19 protein-coding genes are annotated in these 18,776 nt (G+C 33.8%); 14 read left to right on the top strand and 5 right to left on the bottom strand.

Going from position 1 to position 18,776, the window contains the following annotated elements; all coding sequences use genetic code 11:
* Position 1: 1 nt before the first annotated feature.
* The gene (locus tag KFZ70_RS04995; RefSeq protein WP_139694590.1) at positions 2-2,020 is read right to left on the bottom strand and encodes an IPT/TIG domain-containing protein; all 2,019 of its coding nucleotides are present in this window, start codon (positions 2,018-2,020) and stop codon (positions 2-4) included.
* A 577-nt stretch (positions 2,021-2,597) separates the two neighbouring features.
* Here KFZ70_RS04995 and KFZ70_RS04990 point away from each other — a divergent pair.
* Both KFZ70_RS04990 and KFZ70_RS04985 read left to right on the top strand, forming a co-directional pair.
* Positions 2,598-3,707 (top strand): Fic family protein, encoded by a 1,110-nt coding sequence (locus KFZ70_RS04990; RefSeq protein ID WP_199240632.1) that lies wholly within the window; start codon positions 2,598-2,600, stop codon positions 3,705-3,707.
* 200 nt (positions 3,708-3,907) lie between these two features.
* The gene (locus KFZ70_RS04985; protein ID WP_139694591.1) at positions 3,908-4,099 is read left to right on the top strand and encodes a hypothetical protein; all 192 of its coding nucleotides are present in this window, start codon (positions 3,908-3,910) and stop codon (positions 4,097-4,099) included.
* A 7-nt stretch (positions 4,100-4,106) separates the two neighbouring features.
* Here the strand turns inward: KFZ70_RS04985 and KFZ70_RS04980 are convergent, their stop codons facing one another.
* Complete coding sequence (locus tag KFZ70_RS04980) at positions 4,107-4,700, bottom strand: riboflavin synthase (RefSeq protein ID WP_139694592.1); 594 nt, start codon at positions 4,698-4,700, stop codon at positions 4,107-4,109.
* A gap of 65 nt (positions 4,701-4,765) precedes the next feature.
* Here KFZ70_RS04980 and pdxA point away from each other — a divergent pair, with 65 nt between their 5' ends.
* The 12 genes from pdxA (at position 4,766) to KFZ70_RS04920 (ending at position 14,216) form a co-directional block, all read left to right on the top strand.
* Positions 4,766-5,818: a 4-hydroxythreonine-4-phosphate dehydrogenase PdxA gene (gene pdxA / locus KFZ70_RS04975; protein ID WP_139694593.1), complete on the top strand. Its 1,053-nt coding sequence runs from the start codon at positions 4,766-4,768 to the stop codon at positions 5,816-5,818.
* A gap of 114 nt (positions 5,819-5,932) precedes the next feature.
* On the top strand, positions 5,933-6,472 hold the full coding sequence (locus KFZ70_RS04970) for a DUF177 domain-containing protein (protein ID WP_139694594.1): 540 nt from the start codon (positions 5,933-5,935) through the stop codon (positions 6,470-6,472).
* 9 nt (positions 6,473-6,481) lie between these two features.
* The gene (gene rpmF / locus KFZ70_RS04965; RefSeq protein WP_109352001.1) at positions 6,482-6,685 is read left to right on the top strand and encodes a 50S ribosomal protein L32; all 204 of its coding nucleotides are present in this window, start codon (positions 6,482-6,484) and stop codon (positions 6,683-6,685) included.
* Positions 6,686-6,867: 182 nt separating this feature from the next.
* Positions 6,868-7,863, top strand: coding sequence for a beta-ketoacyl-ACP synthase III (locus tag KFZ70_RS04960; RefSeq protein WP_139694595.1), 996 nt, complete (start codon positions 6,868-6,870; stop codon positions 7,861-7,863).
* Positions 7,864-7,896: 33 nt separating this feature from the next.
* Positions 7,897-8,385: an acetyl-CoA carboxylase biotin carboxyl carrier protein gene (gene accB / locus KFZ70_RS04955; protein WP_139694596.1), complete on the top strand. Its 489-nt coding sequence runs from the start codon at positions 7,897-7,899 to the stop codon at positions 8,383-8,385.
* 91 nt (positions 8,386-8,476) lie between these two features.
* Positions 8,477-9,829: an acetyl-CoA carboxylase biotin carboxylase subunit gene (gene accC, locus KFZ70_RS04950; protein WP_139694597.1), complete on the top strand. Its 1,353-nt coding sequence runs from the start codon at positions 8,477-8,479 to the stop codon at positions 9,827-9,829.
* A 165-nt stretch (positions 9,830-9,994) separates the two neighbouring features.
* Positions 9,995-11,110, top strand: coding sequence for an FAD-binding oxidoreductase (locus tag KFZ70_RS04945; RefSeq protein WP_139694598.1), 1,116 nt, complete (start codon positions 9,995-9,997; stop codon positions 11,108-11,110).
* Positions 11,111-11,803 (top strand): monofunctional biosynthetic peptidoglycan transglycosylase, encoded by a 693-nt coding sequence (gene mtgA, locus KFZ70_RS04940; protein WP_139694599.1) that lies wholly within the window; start codon positions 11,111-11,113, stop codon positions 11,801-11,803.
* Positions 11,790-12,254, top strand: a complete 465-nt coding sequence (locus KFZ70_RS04935; RefSeq protein ID WP_139694600.1) for a 3-oxoacyl-ACP synthase — start codon at positions 11,790-11,792, stop codon at positions 12,252-12,254. Before mtgA ends, KFZ70_RS04935 begins: the two co-directional genes overlap by 14 nt.
* 145 nt (positions 12,255-12,399) lie before the next feature.
* Positions 12,400-12,951 (top strand): TetR/AcrR family transcriptional regulator, encoded by a 552-nt coding sequence (locus KFZ70_RS04930; RefSeq protein ID WP_139694601.1) that lies wholly within the window; start codon positions 12,400-12,402, stop codon positions 12,949-12,951.
* Positions 12,952-13,000: 49 nt separating this feature from the next.
* Positions 13,001-13,861, top strand: a complete 861-nt coding sequence (locus KFZ70_RS04925; protein ID WP_139694602.1) for an SDR family oxidoreductase — start codon at positions 13,001-13,003, stop codon at positions 13,859-13,861.
* A gap of 1 nt (position 13,862) precedes the next feature.
* Positions 13,863-14,216 (top strand): DoxX family protein, encoded by a 354-nt coding sequence (locus KFZ70_RS04920; RefSeq protein ID WP_139694603.1) that lies wholly within the window; start codon positions 13,863-13,865, stop codon positions 14,214-14,216.
* A gap of 203 nt (positions 14,217-14,419) precedes the next feature.
* Here KFZ70_RS04920 and KFZ70_RS04915 read toward each other — a convergent pair whose 3' ends face one another.
* The 3 genes from KFZ70_RS04915 to KFZ70_RS04905 form a co-directional block, all read right to left on the bottom strand.
* The gene (locus KFZ70_RS04915; protein WP_139694604.1) at positions 14,420-15,334 is read right to left on the bottom strand and encodes an ABC transporter ATP-binding protein; all 915 of its coding nucleotides are present in this window, start codon (positions 15,332-15,334) and stop codon (positions 14,420-14,422) included.
* A gap of 72 nt (positions 15,335-15,406) precedes the next feature.
* Positions 15,407-17,563, bottom strand: coding sequence for a prolyl oligopeptidase family protein (locus KFZ70_RS04910; RefSeq protein WP_139694605.1), 2,157 nt, complete (start codon positions 17,561-17,563; stop codon positions 15,407-15,409).
* A gap of 91 nt (positions 17,564-17,654) precedes the next feature.
* On the bottom strand, positions 17,655-18,644 hold the full coding sequence (locus KFZ70_RS04905) for an aspartate-semialdehyde dehydrogenase (protein WP_139694606.1): 990 nt from the start codon (positions 18,642-18,644) through the stop codon (positions 17,655-17,657).
* Positions 18,645-18,776: the final 132 nt, after the last annotated feature.

Here is an 18,776-nt window from a genome sequence, read left to right as displayed (position 1 = left end):
ATTAATTAAAATGCGATTTTTTAATTTTTATAATATAATTACCTTCTTTACTAAAAACAAAATTTTCGGTTTCAAGGAAATGCTTATTGAATCCGTTAAAGTTTATACCAGTAGGTTTTATAGACCAGCTATTTGTAGACGGATCATATATATATGTTGATCCTCCATAATCAAAATGCCCTTTACCATCAATATTGATTCCTTCAATCCTTTGAGAGATAGTGATAGGTAAATCAGCTTTTTTTGCAGCTAAATTTGTGTTTGTATCAATTTCCCAAAAGTCTAATAATTGTGGTTTGAAATCGTTTTGTCCACCTCCTATATAAAGCTTAGAGTCAATTGAAAAACTTAAAGGCCTTACCTTTGCTTTATCAAAAGTTTCAATTTCAGGAAGATTTAAAACAAACTCCCATTGGTTAGTGTTTATTGAGTATCTCCAAATATCATTAATTCCATCAATAGTAGTATCTCCAAGACCATAATAAATATAATCACCAACAACAGCCATAAAGGGATTAAACCTTTGTTCTCCAGGAAAAGGTTCAAGTTCATTCTCCTGATTAGTAAAAATATCATAACTGTAAAACTTTAGTGTTCCAGTATTATTATTGAATGAATAAAATTTTGTACCATGAAATGAGAAATTAAAACCTTTTGGAGCTTTCGATAAGTAATCGTTAGGGTATAATTTCTCAAAATTGTTTACCTCCTTATTAAATTTAATTAAATACTTATCATTAAAGGAATAAGGATAAGCAACTGCGTATAAGTCTTCGTTAATAGTTCCATATCCGATGATATTGTCAGTGTTAAATGAAGCACGCACATAATTTTCATCTAGTGTGATTTTTTCATCTAATTTAATATCATTTCCAAAGAAATTAATTGATAGACCATTTATAATAAAACCCTCATAATCGAATGAGCTATTCATGTCAATTACTAAACTATCTCTATAATTTTCGAAAAAAGACATCTGTTTTGAGCCTAATTTATATCTCAAAGTATCGTTTGTATAGCTATTTTTGTTGGGAAAATTTGATCCATAAACAACTAATTTTTCACCATATTTTACTGTGTTTTTTGAAATACTTGATATAGTAGGCAATATGTGCTTGAACTTTTTCTTTGCTATAATAGTTTGAGATTGGCTTTCAATAGTTATTGAAGGTTCATATGTACTTATTCTTCTTATAACAAACTGAAGTTCCTTTTGACTAGCCTTTATAACTTCAGGGTAAGCAGAAGTTCCTGTATTTTGAGATATGATTAATCGATTACCATGACTCTTTCTATTAAAATGATTTCCATAAATAGTTATTGTGTCTCCAGGAAAGGCCTCATAAGGTCTTATTGAATCAACTACTGGAGTGTGCAGTGCAAATTCATCGTAGATTGTTTCATTACTAGTAAAACTTCTTACTTTCAGTTCTACAAAAGGTAGCTTTTCTACATTGTGTTCAGGCTTGTTAATTACTATACATTTTATTAAAGTATCATTTCCAATTAATGCTTCAGATGACCATGTATTAAAAAAAACCTGAGGCGATTTTGAGAAATTCTTCCCATTAATGGTAATGGTATCTCCCAAATGAGCTTTGTTTGGTTCTACTGATTCAATTTGCGGATTGGCGCTTCCATTCGAAATAAATGATTTTTCATTTCCATAGACATATTCCCCATTTTTAAAAGTAATGGTATTGTAATAATATGTTATGCCTTCTCTTAAATTACTTTTGAAGTCAAGTGTGAAATCACCATTGTGTATACCTGTTAGAAATTTTGCTTGAGAATTACTATTGTATGTGTCATTTTCAATTGTAGAAATTATAAATCCATAATCAATGGGTAATTCTACATTACCAATTTTTCCCGTTAAACTAACGCCTCCTCCATCAAGTAATTTATAATCTAAGGTTGTTATGTAAACATTGTTATTGTTTGGGGGTAAATTTTCATCTTTTTGGCAAGATGAAAAAGTCAATAATATTATGGAAAAGTAGATTATAGTCTTTTTCATTCAAGGATTATGTTTCGACAAATCAAATATAATGATATAAAACTCTTACAGGTTAAATAATAGATAGAAAGTTAAAATATTCCGTATTAAAAAAATAAATGTTATTCACATACCCCATTTCCTTTTTATTATTTGTTTGTATACTGAGCAGTTGTAAGTAGCATAGCTTTAAATTTCGATTTGATGCTCAAACCTTTATACATCTATAACACTCTACACAGCTATTTCATTTAAAAATGAGAAGGGTTAAAACTCCATTATACTGCATATAACTCTTTATAGCTATACTAAATAGTAGAACAGGTGGGACCACAAATTGAAATCGTAAAGCCTTGTAAACGTTTAGTTTATGAGGCTTTTTGTTTTTAAGTAGACAACATAGGTTAGGTGTTTTTTAAGTAATTGAATGTCAATATTTAGAAGTTTAAATATGCTTAAATCAAGTGAATTTTGCAACAATTTGTCTTGAATTCTAATCTCAATCATTTACTCTCTAATTTCTATATGAGCTAAATACATTTAAAATATAGCTCATAATTTTGTTATATTTGAGCTATAAACTAACTTTTTATAGCTCATGATGCGAAAAATATGGAATTGGCAATCTGACGAATGGCCTAACTTCACTTATGACGAAACTAAATTAAAAGCTTTAGAATTACAATTCTCTAAAAATATTGGAACAGTTTTAGGAGCTATTAAACATGTTAATACCGAAGAAAAGGAACAATTCCTTATTGAAGTCTTATCGAACGAAGCTTTAAAAACATCAGAAATTGAAGGGGAGTACCTTGATAGAGATAGTATTCAATCATCTATTAAAAAGAATCTCGGACTAAGTGTAGAAAAAAGAAATATAAAACCTGCCGAGTTTGGCGTTTCTGAAATGATGGTAGATTTATATCAAAATTTCAATGAGCCGCTTACGCATCAAAAAATGTATGATTGGCATAAAATGCTAACGAATGGAAGGCGAGACTTAATAGATGTAGGTAGATATCGAACACATGCAGATCCTATGCAAGTTGTTTCTGGGCGATTAGATAAACATATTGTGCATTTTGAAGCGCCACCGTCAAGTGAAATGAAACAGGAAATGGATGGCTTTGTAAATTGGTTTAATACGAGCCATTATGAAAGTGGAAATGAGATCTTGCCTCTTGCTAAAGCTGGCATAGCTCATCTTTATTTTGTAAGTATTCATCCTTTTGAAGATGGAAACGGAAGAATTGCACGAGCATTAGCTGAAAAATCCATTTCTTTAAGCATCGGTGAAGCTGCATTAATTTCTTTATCTAAAACTATAGAGGCTAGTAAAAATACATATTATGATGCTTTAGCAGATAATAATAAAACTTGTGAGATTACTGATTGGCTAGTTTATTTCGGACAAACAATACTAGATGCACAGGAAGAAACATTAAAGTTAATCGATTTTATTATTGATAAAGCGAAGTTTTTTGATCGCTTTTCAATTTCAATGAATGAACGTCAGCTAAAAGTTGTAAAACGACTTTTCGATGCCGGCCCTCAAGGTTTTATAGGAGGTTTAAGTTCTGAAAACTATACACGAATAGCAAAGACTTCTGCATCAACGGCAACCCGTGATTTAAAAGATATGTTAGATAAAAGTATACTAAAAAAAACAGGCACTTTAAAAAGTACCAGATATTGGTTAAATATTTAATATTCAAATCAATCCGATGTAAGTTATTAGCTTTATATGAATTTGTGGTGGTCAGTCTATTCAAAATGTAAAAAATTAAGAGTGTAAAGGAATATAAATTGCTTTTAATCGATGTTTTTTTGTTTTTAATCGATAAAAATTTAACTAAATGCGTGCTTTTTAATTTTTATTACTTTGTTTTTTTTATACATTTGTTATAAATGAAGAAACAAAACAAAAGAATATTTGCCTCAGTCTTGTTTGTGTTGGTTGGCTCCCTGTGCTTTTCTCAAGGTTTGCCACCGCCTAGTCCTCCACCCGCTCCAGGTTTCCCTATTGACGGTGGTATTTTTTGTAGTATTGCTATGGCTTTAATCTATGGTGCTAAAAGTATTATTTCAAGAAAAAAATAGGTCTTCTCTATTCTGCTTGAATTGCCATTAACCGAGAAACATATTTTCCTAAAACATCAAATTCTAAATTGACCATGGTTCCTTTTTTAAACGTCTTAAAATTGGTATGCTCATAAGTAAAGGGTATAATGGCTACGCTAAAACTGTCTTTTTTTGAGTTAACTACAGTTAAACTAGTGCCATTTACGGTGATAGATCCTTTTTCTATAGTGATATTATTTAAGTCAGAGTCATACTGAAACGTAAACACCCAGCTTCCGTTGTCTTCCTTTATATGGGTGCAAATAGCCGTTTGGTCTACATGGCCTTGTACTATATGGCCATCCAGTCGATCTCCAAGTTTCATAGCGCGCTCTAAATTAACAGGGTCATTCACGTTTAGAGTATTTAAGTTGGTTTTATCAAGGGTTTCTTTAATCGCTGTAACGGTATATTCATCATTATTTATGTTAACAACGGTTAGGCAAACCCCATTATGAGCTACACTTTGATCTATCTTCAATTCAGAGGTAATCTTACTTTTTACAGTAATATGAAGATTATCTAATTCCGATTTTAAATTTGTTACAACGCCAAGATTTTCAATAATTCCGGTAAACATGCTATTCTCTGTTTATTTGGTTAAATTTGCAACATCAAAATTACAAACAAAAGTTGTCATTTTTAATGAAGCCAGAAGAAAATATACGTATAGGAATATCAATAGGAGATTTAAACGGTATTGGAGCAGAAATTGTTTTAAAAACATTTGAAGATTCAAGAATGTTAGACTTTTGTACGCCTGTTATTTTTGCGTCAACAAAAACCATAGCCTTTTTTAAATCACATTTTAATTATCAGGTTACCTTTCAAAGTATAAATAATTTGAATCAAGTAGTGCATGGTAAAGTGAATATATTTAATTGTTGGAATGAGCAGGTTAAAATAGAATTTGGAAAAGAAGACACTAAAATTGGTGAGTATGCTTTTAAATCGTTGCAAGCAGCTACAAAGGCATTAAAGAATAATGAAATTGATGCTTTAGTTACCGCTCCAATCAATAAGTTCAACATCCAATCTAAACAATTTAAGTTTCCGGGGCATACCGATTATTTAGCTAAGGAGTTAGAAGGTGAAAGTCTTATGTTTATGATTACCAGTAATTTGAGGGTGGGTTTGCTTACGGATCACGTTCCTGTGAGTGAAATTTCAAATCATATTACACCAGAGTTGATTAAACAAAAAATTAATACGGTTTATGCATCACTTGTTAAGGATTTTAAAATTCAGAAACCAAAAATTGCCGTCTTGGGTATTAATCCACATACAGGAGATAATGGTGTTATTGGAAAAGAGGATGATGATATATTGCGACCAACGCTTAGAGAGATAAAAGAAGAAGGCAAGCTCGTTTATGGGCCTTATGCAGCCGATAGTTTTTTTGGCTCAAACAACTATAAAAACTTTGATGCCATAATTGCGACTTATCACGATCAAGGATTGATTCCTTTTAAAACCTTATCCTTTGGGCAGGGCGTTAATTTTACGGCTGGTTTGAGTAAGGTGAGAACCTCACCAGACCACGGTACTGCTTATGAGATTGCAGGTACGGGTAAAGCGGATGAAAACTCATTTAAGGAAGCTGTTTTTAGTGCTATTGAAATTTATAAAAATAGACGTGATTATCAAGAGCTTACTGCAAACCCATTAAAAAAAGTAGCTAGAACAGACCGCCGATAGCACGGCTTAACTATAATAAAACTAGGAAGTTGAAGATATAAACAAAAAAATGTTTATAACTAATGTTGCTTAAATAAAAATTTGTATATTTGCGGGCTCAAAATAGATGTGGTAATGAAAGTGTTGAAAGAGTTTACAATTCCATTTGTAGGTTTAAAAATAGGCAAACATCTTTTTGAGTACAAGGTTGAACGAGCGTTCTTTGAATATTTTGAGTATGAAGATTTTAACGATGTAAGTCTTGATGTTTCTGTTGTTTTAGAAAAGAAAACAACGTTACTTGAACTACATTTTAAAATTTCTGGATGGGTTAATGTCTATTGCGATTTAACCAATGAACCTTACAACCAAACTATAGAAAATGAGTTTGATTTGGTTGTTAAGTTTGGTGAAGAGTATAATGATGAATATGATGATATTTTAATCGTGCCACATGGTACTTACGAAATTAATATTCAGCAATATATCTATGAGTTGTCTATATTGGCTGTTCCTGCCAAAAGGGTGCATCCTGGAGTTGAAGATGGAACGTTAGATTCTGAAATACTTAAAAAATTAGAAGAGTTAAGTCCAAAAGTAGAGGAAAACAAAAACAAAGAAGAGGATACAGATCCTCGTTGGGATACATTAAAGAAATTATTAACGGATAAATAAACATATAAAATGGCACATCCAAAGAGAAAAATCTCTAAAACAAGAAGAGATAAGAGAAGAACACATTATAAAGCAACTGCGCCACAGATTGCAACTTGTCCTACTACAGGTGAGGCTCATTTATATCATAGAGCGCACTGGCACGAAGGAAAATTATATTACAGAGGTCAAGTATTAATTGACAACTCTGAAGAAATAGAAAATGTTGCATAACTAACTATGCATGCATAAGTTAAAACGCTCATTTATGAGCGTTTTTTTTATGAAATACTTTTTCTGAAGGACAAAAACTAGTAATTTGCATATTATTACGTCAAAATTTAGTAGTTTTCGCCAAATTTTGAACAATTTTGTCCAAATTTTAATGATTTTTTGGTCAAATTAACTCTAAAGTTATGAGTAAAATTTCAGCAGCAATAACAGCTGTCGGTGCTTATGTGCCAGAATATGTATTAACCAATCAAATTCTTGAAACGATGGTTGATACAAACGATGAGTGGATTACCACAAGAACAGGTATAAAAGAGCGTCGTATACTAAAAGATGAAGGAAAAGGAACATCTTTTCTTGCCATTCAGGCCGCTCAAGATTTAATCAATAAAAAAGGTTTAGACCCTAAAGATATTGAATTGGTAATTGTGGCCACAGCTACACCAGATATGAAAGCTGCATCTACGGCTTCATACACCGCTTTGAAAATAGGAGCAACCAACGCGTTTTCTTTTGATATGGATGCGGCATGTTCAAGTTTTTTATATGGTATGTCGGTTGCTGCCAGTTATATAGAATCAGGACGTTATAAAAATGTATTATTGATTGGCGCTGATAAAATGTCTTCCATCATAAATTATAAAGATAGAGCCACATGTATCATCTTTGGTGATGGTGCGGGTGCCGTACTTTTTGAACCAACTGAAGAAAATTTAGGGCTTCAAGATGAGTATTTAAGAAGTGATGGTTCTGGTAGAGATTTTTTACAAGCTACCTACGGCGGATCTTCGCATGCCATCACACATGATGTTTTAGATAACGGCGGTCATTATGCGTTTCAAGAAGGCCGAACCGTATTCAAAAATGCAGTGTTTAACATGGCTGATGCTACGGTAAAAATCTTAGAACGAAATAATCTAACTAAAGATGATGTAGATTGGCTTGCGGCGCATCAAGCAAATAAACGTATTATAGATGCTACGGCACAACGTATAGATTTAGAAGAAGATAAGGTTATGGTTAATATTCACAAATATGGGAATACTACATCGGCTACCTTACCGTTATTATTGAATGATTATGAATCCCAACTAAAAAAAGGAGATAATATTATATTTGCTGCTTTTGGAGGTGGATTTAACTGGGGGGCTATTTATTTAAAATGGGCCTATAATTCTTAACTAACCACTAACTAATTAATTAGTAATAAAATTATGGATTTAAAAGAGATTCAAAACTTAATTAAGTTTGTTGCCAAATCTGGAGCAAGTGAGGTTAAATTAGAAATGGATGATGTAAAAATCACCATTAAAACAGGATCAGATTCTGAAACAACCATTGTTCATCAAGTTCCTACACAGCAAATGGCACAACCTGTTGCTGCGCCAGCACCTATAGCTGAAGCACCTGTTCCTGCAGCGGCACCTGCGCCTGCTGCCCCAGCGACTTCTGACGATTCAAAATACATTACCATCAAATCGCCTATAATAGGTACATTCTACAGAAAACCATCACCAGATAAACCATTATTTGTTGAGGTTGGTCAAACCATTGCTGAAGGAGATGTGCTTTGTATTATTGAAGCCATGAAGCTTTTTAATGAAATAGAATCTGAAGTTTCTGGAAAAATTGTTAAGATTTTAGTTGATGATTCATCTCCTGTTGAATTTGATCAGCCACTATTCTTAGTTGACCCATCTTAATTTTTAGATTATTAGATTTATCAACCATTAGAGTGTAACCGTTCTAATTACATGAATAATCCAATTGTCATTTTAATCTAAACCACTAAAGATGTTTAAAAAAATATTAATAGCCAATAGAGGGGAAATAGCCTTACGTGTTATTAGAACCTGTAAAGAAATGGGCATAAAAACGGTAGCTGTATACTCTACAGTTGACGCAGAAAGTTTACATGTTAAATTTGCTGATGAAGCCGTTTGTATAGGGCCAGCTCCAAGTAGTGAGTCTTATTTAAAAATGTCGAATATTATATCTGCTGCCGAAATTACCAATGCAGATGCCATCCATCCTGGATACGGATTTTTATCTGAAAACGCCAAATTTTCTAAAATCTGTGAAGAGCACGGTATAAAATTTATCGGGGCATCTCCTGAAATGATTGATAGAATGGGAGATAAAGCCAATGCTAAAGCAACTATGAAAGCGGCTGGCGTACCATGTGTGCCTGGAAGTGACGGTGTGATAGAAGATTTTGAAGCCTGTAAAAAGATAGCTGAAGAAACAGGCTATCCTGTGATGCTAAAAGCGTCTGCTGGTGGAGGAGGAAAAGGTATGCGTGCCGTTTGGAAACCAGAAGATTTGCAAGCCGCTTGGGAATCAGCTAGAACAGAATCAAAAGCTGCTTTTGGTAATGACGATATGTATATGGAGAAACTTATTGAAGAACCTAGACATATTGAAATTCAAATTGTAGGGGATTCTACAGGAAAAGCTTGTCACCTATCAGAGCGTGATTGTTCTGTGCAACGTCGTCATCAAAAGCTTACTGAAGAGGTACCATCGCCGTTTATGACGAATGCCTTACGAAAAAAAATGGGTGAAGCTGCTGTAAAAGCTGCCGAGTATATTAAGTATGAAGGTGCGGGAACTATTGAGTTTTTAGTTGATAAACACAGAAACTTCTACTTTATGGAAATGAATACACGTATTCAGGTAGAGCACCCAATTACTGAGCAAGTTATCGATTTCGATTTGATTAGAGAGCAAATTCTTGTGGCTGCTGGCGTGCCAATTTCGGGTAAAAATTACACACCAAAATTACACTCTATAGAATGTAGAATTAATGCAGAAGATCCTTTTAATGGGTTCAGACCATCACCAGGCGTTATTACCACCTTACATGCTCCAGGAGGCCACGGTGTACGTTTAGATACACATGTATATGCTGGGTATGCTATTCCTCCAAATTATGACTCTATGATTGCTAAGTTAATCACCACGGCGCAAACCAGAGAAGAAGCTATTAATAAAATGAAGCGCGCGTTAGATGAGTTCGTTATTGAGGGTATAAAAACAACCATTCCGTTCCATAGACAACTTATGGATCATCCAGATTATTTAGCTGGTAACTATACCACAAAATTTATGGAAGATTTTGTTATGGAAAAGCAAGTTGAAGAATAAACACATAAAACTCCGAAATTTAATTCGGAGTTTTTTTATGGTGTTACTTTTGCAGAAAAGCAAAAGTCAGGCTATCCGCTATATCTTTTTCTCGTGCCTTAAAAAAGGATGCCGCTTCTATCCTTAACACAACTTTTGTGTATTAGAAAACCTTAAATTAGCAACATGAAGCTATCCTATTGGGACATTAAATCGTGGTTAAGCCATATAGATTTTTGTATTGTTGGTAGTGGCATTGTAGGTTTAAGCTGTGCATTACAACTTAAATTACGCTACCCGAAATCAAAAATTTTAGTGTTAGAAAAAGGCATTCTGCCTCAAGGTGCTAGTACAAAAAATGCTGGATTTGCTTGCTTTGGTAGTTTAAGTGAACTATTAAATGACTTAAAATCGCATTCAGAAGATGAGGTTATCAAACTTGTAACCCAAAGGGTTGAGGGGTTAACTATATTAAGGAAAACCTTGGGCGATACAGCTATACGGTATCAACAATTTGGTGGTTATGAGTTATTTGCCAAAACCTCTCCAGAATTGTATGAAACGTGTTTATCAAAAAAAGAAGAAATAAATATATTACTAAAACCTGTTTTTAAAGATAATGTGTTTAGTGTAAAATCTAATATTTTCAAGTTTCAAAATATTCAAGAACATAATATTTTTAACCCGTTTGAAGGACAAATTGATACGGGGTGCATGATGGAGGCTTTGCTGCATAAAGTGCAAGTAATGGGTGTAAAAATTCTAAATAGCATTGAAGTGAAAGCGTTTTCAGAAGACCAGAACGCTGTTCATATTGAAACGAATTTATGCACGCTATCTGCTTCAAAATTACTCATTGCAACAAACGGATTTACCTCCCAATTAATACAAGAGAAGGTTAAACCAGCAAGAGCTCAAGTGTTGATTACTACACAAATTCCTAATCTAAACATAAAAGGAAGCTTTCATTTAGATGAAGGGTATTATTATTTTAGAAATATTGACAATAGAATACTTCTTGGCGGCGGCCGAAACCTCGACTTTAAAGGGGAAGAAACCTTTAATTTTGGTGAAACAGAGTTAATTCAAAGCCAATTAGAACACCTGTTAAAAACGGTAATATTACCAACTCGTCCTTTTGAAATTGAACAACGGTGGAGTGGCATTATGGGATTAGGCTCTCAAAAAAGACCTATTGTTAAACCTTTAGGCAATCGTGTATATTGTGGGGTGCGTTTGGGAGGTATGGGTGTTGCTATTGGTGGTTTAATAGGAGCAGATTTAGCTAATCTTATTACATGAATGATGAGAAGGATTTTTAGGTGCATTTTTAAAACATTATTATGGTTCGTGATATTGTCATTAAGCCTGGTTCTCATTTTTAAGTGGGTTCCTGTCCCAATAACGCCACTTATGGTAATGCGATACTTAGAAACCAACAGTCAAAAAAGTATATATCATGATTGGGTGGCTATTGAAGACATTTCAAAAGATCTTCAATTAGCTGTAATTTGTAGTGAAGATCAAAATTTTTTAGAGCATAAAGGATTTGATTTTGCAGCGATAAAAAAAGCATTTGATTATAATAAAAAAGGTAAGCGATTAAAAGGAGCCAGTACCATAAGTCAACAAACAGCAAAAAACGTGTTTTTATGGCCACAACGTAGTTGGCTAAGAAAAGGTCTTGAAGTGTATTTTACATTTTTAATTGAACTGTGTTGGACTAAAGAACGTATTATGGAGGTTTATTTGAATAGTGTAGAGATGGGAAATTATGTTTACGGAGCAGAAGCGGCTTCAAAATTTTGGTTTAAAAAGTCAGTTAAAAAACTCACAAAATATGAAGCCGCAGCCATAGCAGCTATTCTACCAAATCCTAGAGTTTATAAAGCTAATCCTGCTTCAGAATATATTCAGTCAAGAAAACAATGGATTGTAAGGCAAATGAGGTATTTTGGACCTCTAGAATACCGTGTGAAACATGACGAACAATAATTTAAAGCTCAAGCAAGAGTTGTATCGGTTCTGTTGTAAGTTTGTTGAAGATAGGCGTCTGGCTATTCAACATACTATTCAAGACCTTCAAGAGGCATTAAATTCTGAAACTAAGAGCACAGCTGGAGATAAACATGAAACAGGACGTGCTATGCTACAATTAGAACGAGAAAAGGTTGGCCATCAATTAGCCGAAATAAAGAAGTTAAATAGCGTACTTGCAAAAGTTAATACAACAAAAGCATGTAATACAGTGGTCTTAGGCGCGGTAGTATGTACAACACAAGCCAATTATTTTATAAGCATTAGTGCTGGAACCATTGCAATAGAGGGGCAAACATTTTATGCGATTTCTCCTTCCACACCTATAGCAAAACTGCTTATTTCAAAACAACTAGGGGATAGAATTGATTTTAGAAATCATGCTTTTACCATAACGAATGTGTTTTAAATAGCCTGAAGGACGGTGTAGAACAGTATTAAGTATTAAGATTCAGAGTTTTTGTTGTGGTATTACCCGCAACATATAAATAACAACGAATTTTAAAAAATTGTAAAATTGGAATATATGTTCCAGAATTTTATATATTTGTACAGTGAACAAAAAACAAAGAATATTATCTTCGGCTCTTAAAATTCTTGCAGAGCAAGGTCTACATAACACACCTATGTCTGCTATTGGAAAGGCAGCGACAACAGGAATGGGGACTATTTATAACTACTTCCCTAATAAAGAGGCTTTGATTAATGAAATTTATACAGATATAAAAAAGCAAGAAAGTTTACTCTTTGAAAATTTTGATTCCAATAAACCAATCAAAACACAATTTGAAAACTATTTTACTATTGCTGTTACATTTTTCATTGATAATTCCTATTATTTTGCGTTTATGGAGCAAATGCAAGCTTCTCCAATTATAACGGAAAATAGCAAGGAAGAAGGTAGGAAAGCCATAACTCCTATTTTTGAACTTTTAATGCTAGGAAAACAACAACGTATTATTAAAAACATTGACATTGAAGAAATTTTGATGTTTATAGGGGGTGCCATTTTATCCTATTTAAGATGGTATTATAATCAAACAGAGAAGAATCAAACCTCACTTGAAAATCAAGTGATAATGGTTTGGGACGCTATCAAAGAATAAAAAATTTAGAAAAAAATTGGAATGAATATTCATTCTATAAATAGCAATTATGAAAAAAAACGTATTAATTACAGGAACGTCAACAGGAGTAGGATTTGAAATGGCTATTCTATTCGCAAAAAATAACTATAAGGTCTATGCAACAATGCGTAATCTTAAAAAGTCTGACAAGTTAAAACAGAAGATTAAGGAAGAAAAGCTTAATATTGAGATACTTCCCTTGGACGTAACTAAAGTGGATTCCATTGAATTAGCTGTAAAAACTCTTATAGAAAAAGATGGAAAAATAGATATACTAGTCAACAACGCCGGAGCTGGTTTTGCTAAGACTACTGAACACGCTTCCGAAGAAGAGATTAGATGGGTTACTGACGTAAATTATCACGGTGTAGTTTTTTGTACACAAGCGGTACTACCTTATATGAGAAAACAAAAATCTGGTCAAATAATCAGTATAACTTCTGTTGGCGGTTTAGTAGGACAACCTTTTAACGAATTATATTGCGGTGCTAAATTTGCTGTAGAAGGGTTTATGGAAGGGCTTGCTACCTATGTTAGTGATGCCTTCTCTATCAAAATTACTTGCATTGAACCAGGAGGAATAGCTACAGAATTTATGACTTCCGCTATTGAAAAAACATCTTTTGAAGGACAATTTGCAGCAGGAGAATACTTACCAATATTTGAAAGATATATGGCAGGAAACCAGAAAAGGGCAAATGAAAGTAAAGAGCAAGTGTATCAAACAGGAATAGAAGTGGCAGAAGTTGCTTTAGGTATTGCTCAAAACGAAAATCCACCCTTAAGAATTCGAACTTCACAATGGGCTGAAGATTTTTGTGCGTTAAAAACAAAAGCTGATCGAGATGGTCGTAAAATAGTGAAACAATTACAAGATAGTTTCTTATAATATGAAAGTAATATATTGGTCTTCAACAGCAATAATATCAGCTTTCCTCTTCTTAAGCTCATATAGCTATCTATTAAGCAAAAGTACAATTCAAGGAATTAGAGCTTTAGGTTTTCCCGACTTTTTTAGGGTAGAACTTGCTGTTTTAAAATTGATAGCAGCAATAGTATTACTAATCCCGTTAGCTTCTTTACAACTAAAAGAATGGGCTTATGCTGGTGTAGGGTTATTTTTTATAACAGCCTTAATTGCACATATCAAACATAAGGATTCCATTTTTATTACGCTTTTACTTCTTGCGCTTATGGGAATTCTAATAGTATCCAACATATATATGAACAAGTTTTTGAAATAAGTATTATAGGTAACTTGGTCTATGAAAAATGGCAAAGGAAAGCACCAATCATAAAAGGTTTTGCTTTTTTTACTCCTTGTGTTGATAATTGTGTTTTAATAAAATAGAAATTATAAAAGAGCAACATATTTTGGGATAATTTCGGACTAGATGAAATCATTGTAGCCTATCTATCCGTTCAAATAAAACAGGTTAAAAACGATTTACTCTTTTATTTCTAAAAACACGTCTGATGCAATTTTAAGGGGAGCATGACTTTGAAAGAAAATAGTGTCTTGATTTAACAGAGCTTCAACAAGATAGTATGTTCCTTTAAAATAGCATTGTTTTACGGTTGCTTTTAAATGTGTAGTATCATTAATAACAATTAGCTGGTGGGCATAAACAATCGTGTTATTTATTATATTGAACTCTCCAAAAAAAGAAGCAATTAGTGGTGTTTTTGGGTGTTTAAATAAAACGTTTGGTGTGTTATGTGCCATGATGTTATGATCATGCAAAACCATCATATTATCTGCAAAACCTAGTACATCTTCTTTATCGTGGGTGGCGACAATACAAGTAATGTTTTTTTCTTTTAAAAATTTAAAAACCTTTCGTCTTAAGCTTTGCTTTTTAAAATTGTCTATATGGCTAAAGGGTTCATCTAAAAGTAAAATTTCAGGTTGCTTGGCTAGAGCTCTAGCTAGGGCAACGCGCTGTTTTTGCCCACCACTTAGTAATTTTACTTTGGTCTGAGCATAGTTTTCCAGTTCCACCACTTTAATAAGTTCTTGAGTACGTAAGGCCTTTTCTTCAGGAAAAAAATTAGACAAGAAGGTGCCTATATTTTCTTCCACAGTTGTGTATGGCATCAAATCAAATTCTTGAGCTACATATTTCATAAAGTCATATCCAATAACAAGATTGAATTTAGGCCCTAAAATTTGAGAGTTATTCCAGTAAATCGCTCCTTGGTTTAAATCATATTCTCCATATAGGATTTTAAGTAAGGTACTTTTTCCAGATCCACTTTCTCCAATAATAGCAAGGTGTTCCCCTTGTTTTACTTCGAAAGAAATATTGTTTAAAACGGCGTTTTTTGAATACGAAAAAGATATGTTTTTTACCTGTAGCATGTGGGCTTAATATGGCTGATTAAAAAAAGCGCTACCAGCAAACGAGCGTTTTTATCCGTTTTGAATATCATATTATCCATTTAGTTTTTTATCTGTTTTGCTAGGTAACACCTCATATCCCATATTATAAAGTGTAAATCCAAATATATCAGCATACAGGTCAATTATTTTACTCACAGGGGTGCCTGCCCCATGACCTGCATCGGTTTCAATTCTAATTAATGTTGGGTTATTTCCGTTATGTTTACTTTGTAGTTCTGCAGCAAATTTAAAGCTATGCGCTGGTACTACTCTATCATCATGATCGCCAGTTGTTATTAAAGTAGCGGGATAATCTACGCCCGATTTTACATTATGAACAGGCGAATACCCTTTTAAATAGTCAAACATAGCTTTGCTGTCATCTACGGTACCATAATCATAAGCCCAGCCAGCTCCTGCGGTAAATGTGTGATACCGTAGCATATCTAAAACACCAACAGCAGGCAAAGCCACCTTAGCCAAATCTGGTCTTTGTGTCATAACAGCCCCTACTAGCAAACCTCCGTTTGATCCGCCACGAATGGCTAAATAATCATGTGATGTATACTTGTTTTTTATGAGATATTCTCCTGCAGCGATAAAGTCGTCAAACACATTTTGTTTTTGCATTTTAGTGCCAGCATCATGCCATTTTTTACCATATTCGCCGCCACCGCGTAAGTTAGGAATAGCCAATATACCACCCTGTTCCATCCATACCGCATTTGCAATGCTAAAAGTAGGTGTTAAGCTCACGTTGAATCCGCCGTAACCATAAAGAATTGTTGGGTTTTTACCGTTAAGCGCCACCCCTTTTTTGTGTGTAATGAGCATGGGTACTTTAGTGCCATCTTTTGAGGTGTAAAAAATTTGATTACTTTCATACTCGTCACTATTAAAAGCTATGTCTGGTTGCCAGTTTAAGCTCACCTCACCAGTGTCCATATTAAATGTATAAATACTTGTTGGGGTTTTATAGTTAGTGAAATTAAAGTAATCTATCTTTTCATCTTTCTTTGTTCCAAAACCACTTGCGGTTCCAAGTCCAGGAAGTTGAATGTCCCTCACCAATGTCCCATCATAATTGTACTGCATAACTTTTGAAAGTGCATCAACCATGTAATGCGCAAATATATAGCCGCCTCCTTTTGTTGCGGTTAATACATATTCCGTTTCAGGTAGAACATCAACCCAATGCTCAGGTGTAGGATTTGATGCGTCAACTGACACTATTTTTTTATTTGGTGCGTTTAAATTTGTTACTAAAAATAGCTTGTTGCCATCATTACTTAAAACCGAAGTATCACTATTAGCGTGATCTAAAATAGTGGTAAAATTACTATCTGGTTTATTGAGGTCCTTAATAAGCAACTTGTTTCCTGAGGTAGAGATTTTGGGCGTAAGGATTAAAAACCGATCATCTTCAGAAACAAAAGCATAAATATAGCGGTGTTTTTCTTCTGGTGTTCCTCCATAAATTAAAACATCATCCTTTTGAGACGTGCCTAATTTATGGTAATACACTTTGTGTTGATCTGTTTTGGCCGAAAGTTCGCTACCGTTAGGTTTATCATAGCTTGAATAATAGAATCCTTCGTTTTTATACCAAGAAATTCGCGTAAATTTTACATCTGTAATAGTGTCTTCAGTAATTTTTTTGGTTTTGGTATCCATAACCAAAATTTTGCGCCAATCACTACCACCTTCAGAAATAGAATACGCTAATATTTCGCCATTTTTTGAGAAACTTAAGGCATCTAAAGATACAGTGCCATCCGTTGACAATGTATTGGGATCTAAAAATACTTCAGGCTCAGAGCCCTCTTTTGTTCTGTAATATACATCTTGGTTTTGTAAACCATCATTTTTTGAAAAATACGTATAATCACCTTCTTTAAAAGGAGCGCTTCGCTTTTCAAAATTCCATAGTTTTGATAATCTATCTTTGAGGGCGACCCTAAACGGAATCTGGTCAAGGTAATTGTATGTCACTTGGTTTTGGGCTACAACCCAGGCTTCTGTTTCTTTACTTCTATCATCTTCCAGCCAGCGGTAAGGATCTTTAACATTAACACCAAAGTAAGTGTTTACGGTATCAACAGTTTTTGTCGTTGGATAATTCAAAGGAGTAAATTTTGTTTGTTGAACGTCATTTTTACAGGCAATCAAGAAAAACAGGCTTAAGCTGTAGAGGTGTATTTTTGTCATAATTGGGGAGAATAATAAAGAACAAAAATACATAAAAAAACTCCTGCTTGGTTAAACAGGAGTTTGTTAAATATAACTTAAGATTTCAAATCTACACTAATTCATTTTCAATTAAATACTCCGCAATTTGAATGGTATTAGTTGCGGCACCTTTTCTTAGGTTATCCGCTACAATCCACATGTTAAGTGTGTTGGGTTGCGTTTCATCTCTTCGTATTCTTCCAACAAAAACCTCGTCTTTATCATGTGCATAAATAGGCATAGGGTAGGTGTTTGTGTCTGTGTTATCTTGAACCACCACACCAGGTGTTTGACTTAATAACTTACGAACCTCAGACAAATCAAAATCTTTTTCAAACTCTACATTTACCGATTCCGAATGACCTCCAGCCGTTGGAATCCTAACTGCAGTGGCTGATACCGAAAACGTATTGTCGTTTAATATTTTTTGAGGCTCTCTAGCCAATTTCATTTCTTCTTTGGTATACCCATTATCTTGAAACACGTCACAATGTGGTAGCGCGTTTCTTCCTATAGGGTAAGGATAAGCCATTTCACCTTCAATACCAGCAATTTCATTTTCTAATTGTCTTACCGCCTTAACACCAGTACCAGAAACCGATTGGTATGTAGATACAATAACACGTTTCATGGTGTAAGCTTTATGAAGTGGAGCCAAAGCCATAACCAACTGAATTGTTGAACAGTTAGGGTTTGCAATGATTTTATCTTCTTTAGTTAATTCGGAGGCATTAATTTCAGGAACAACTAATTTTTTTGAAGGATCCATACGCCAAGCAGAAGAGTTGTCAACCACAGTAGTGCCAACTTCGGCAAATTTAGGCGCCCATTCTAATGAGGTATCGCCACCCGCTGAAAACAAAGCAATATCAGGACGCATAGCAACAGCAGTTTCTAAGCCTACAACTTTATAATCGTTTCCTTTGTACGTTATGGTTTTTCCAACAGATCTTTCAGAAGCAACTGGAATTAATTCCGTTACTGGAAAATTACGTTCTGCAAGAACTTTTAACATCACCTCGCCAACCATTCCTGTGGCACCTACAACGGCTACTTTCATTTTTCTAAATTTTTATTAATTGCTGTGCAAATCTAAGTATTAATTCTATTTTAAAAATTAAAAAAAGCCCTTGTTCTCTGAAAACAAGGGCTTTTTAACAACAAATAACACAAAGTTATTTATTTAACAAAT

This window comes from Allotamlana fucoidanivorans (assembly GCF_045788535.1).
GTDB lineage: Bacteria > Bacteroidota > Bacteroidia > Flavobacteriales > Flavobacteriaceae > Allotamlana > Allotamlana fucoidanivorans.
Note: the sequence above shows the minus strand (reverse complement) of the source record. Positions and strands in the feature narration are given on the sequence as shown.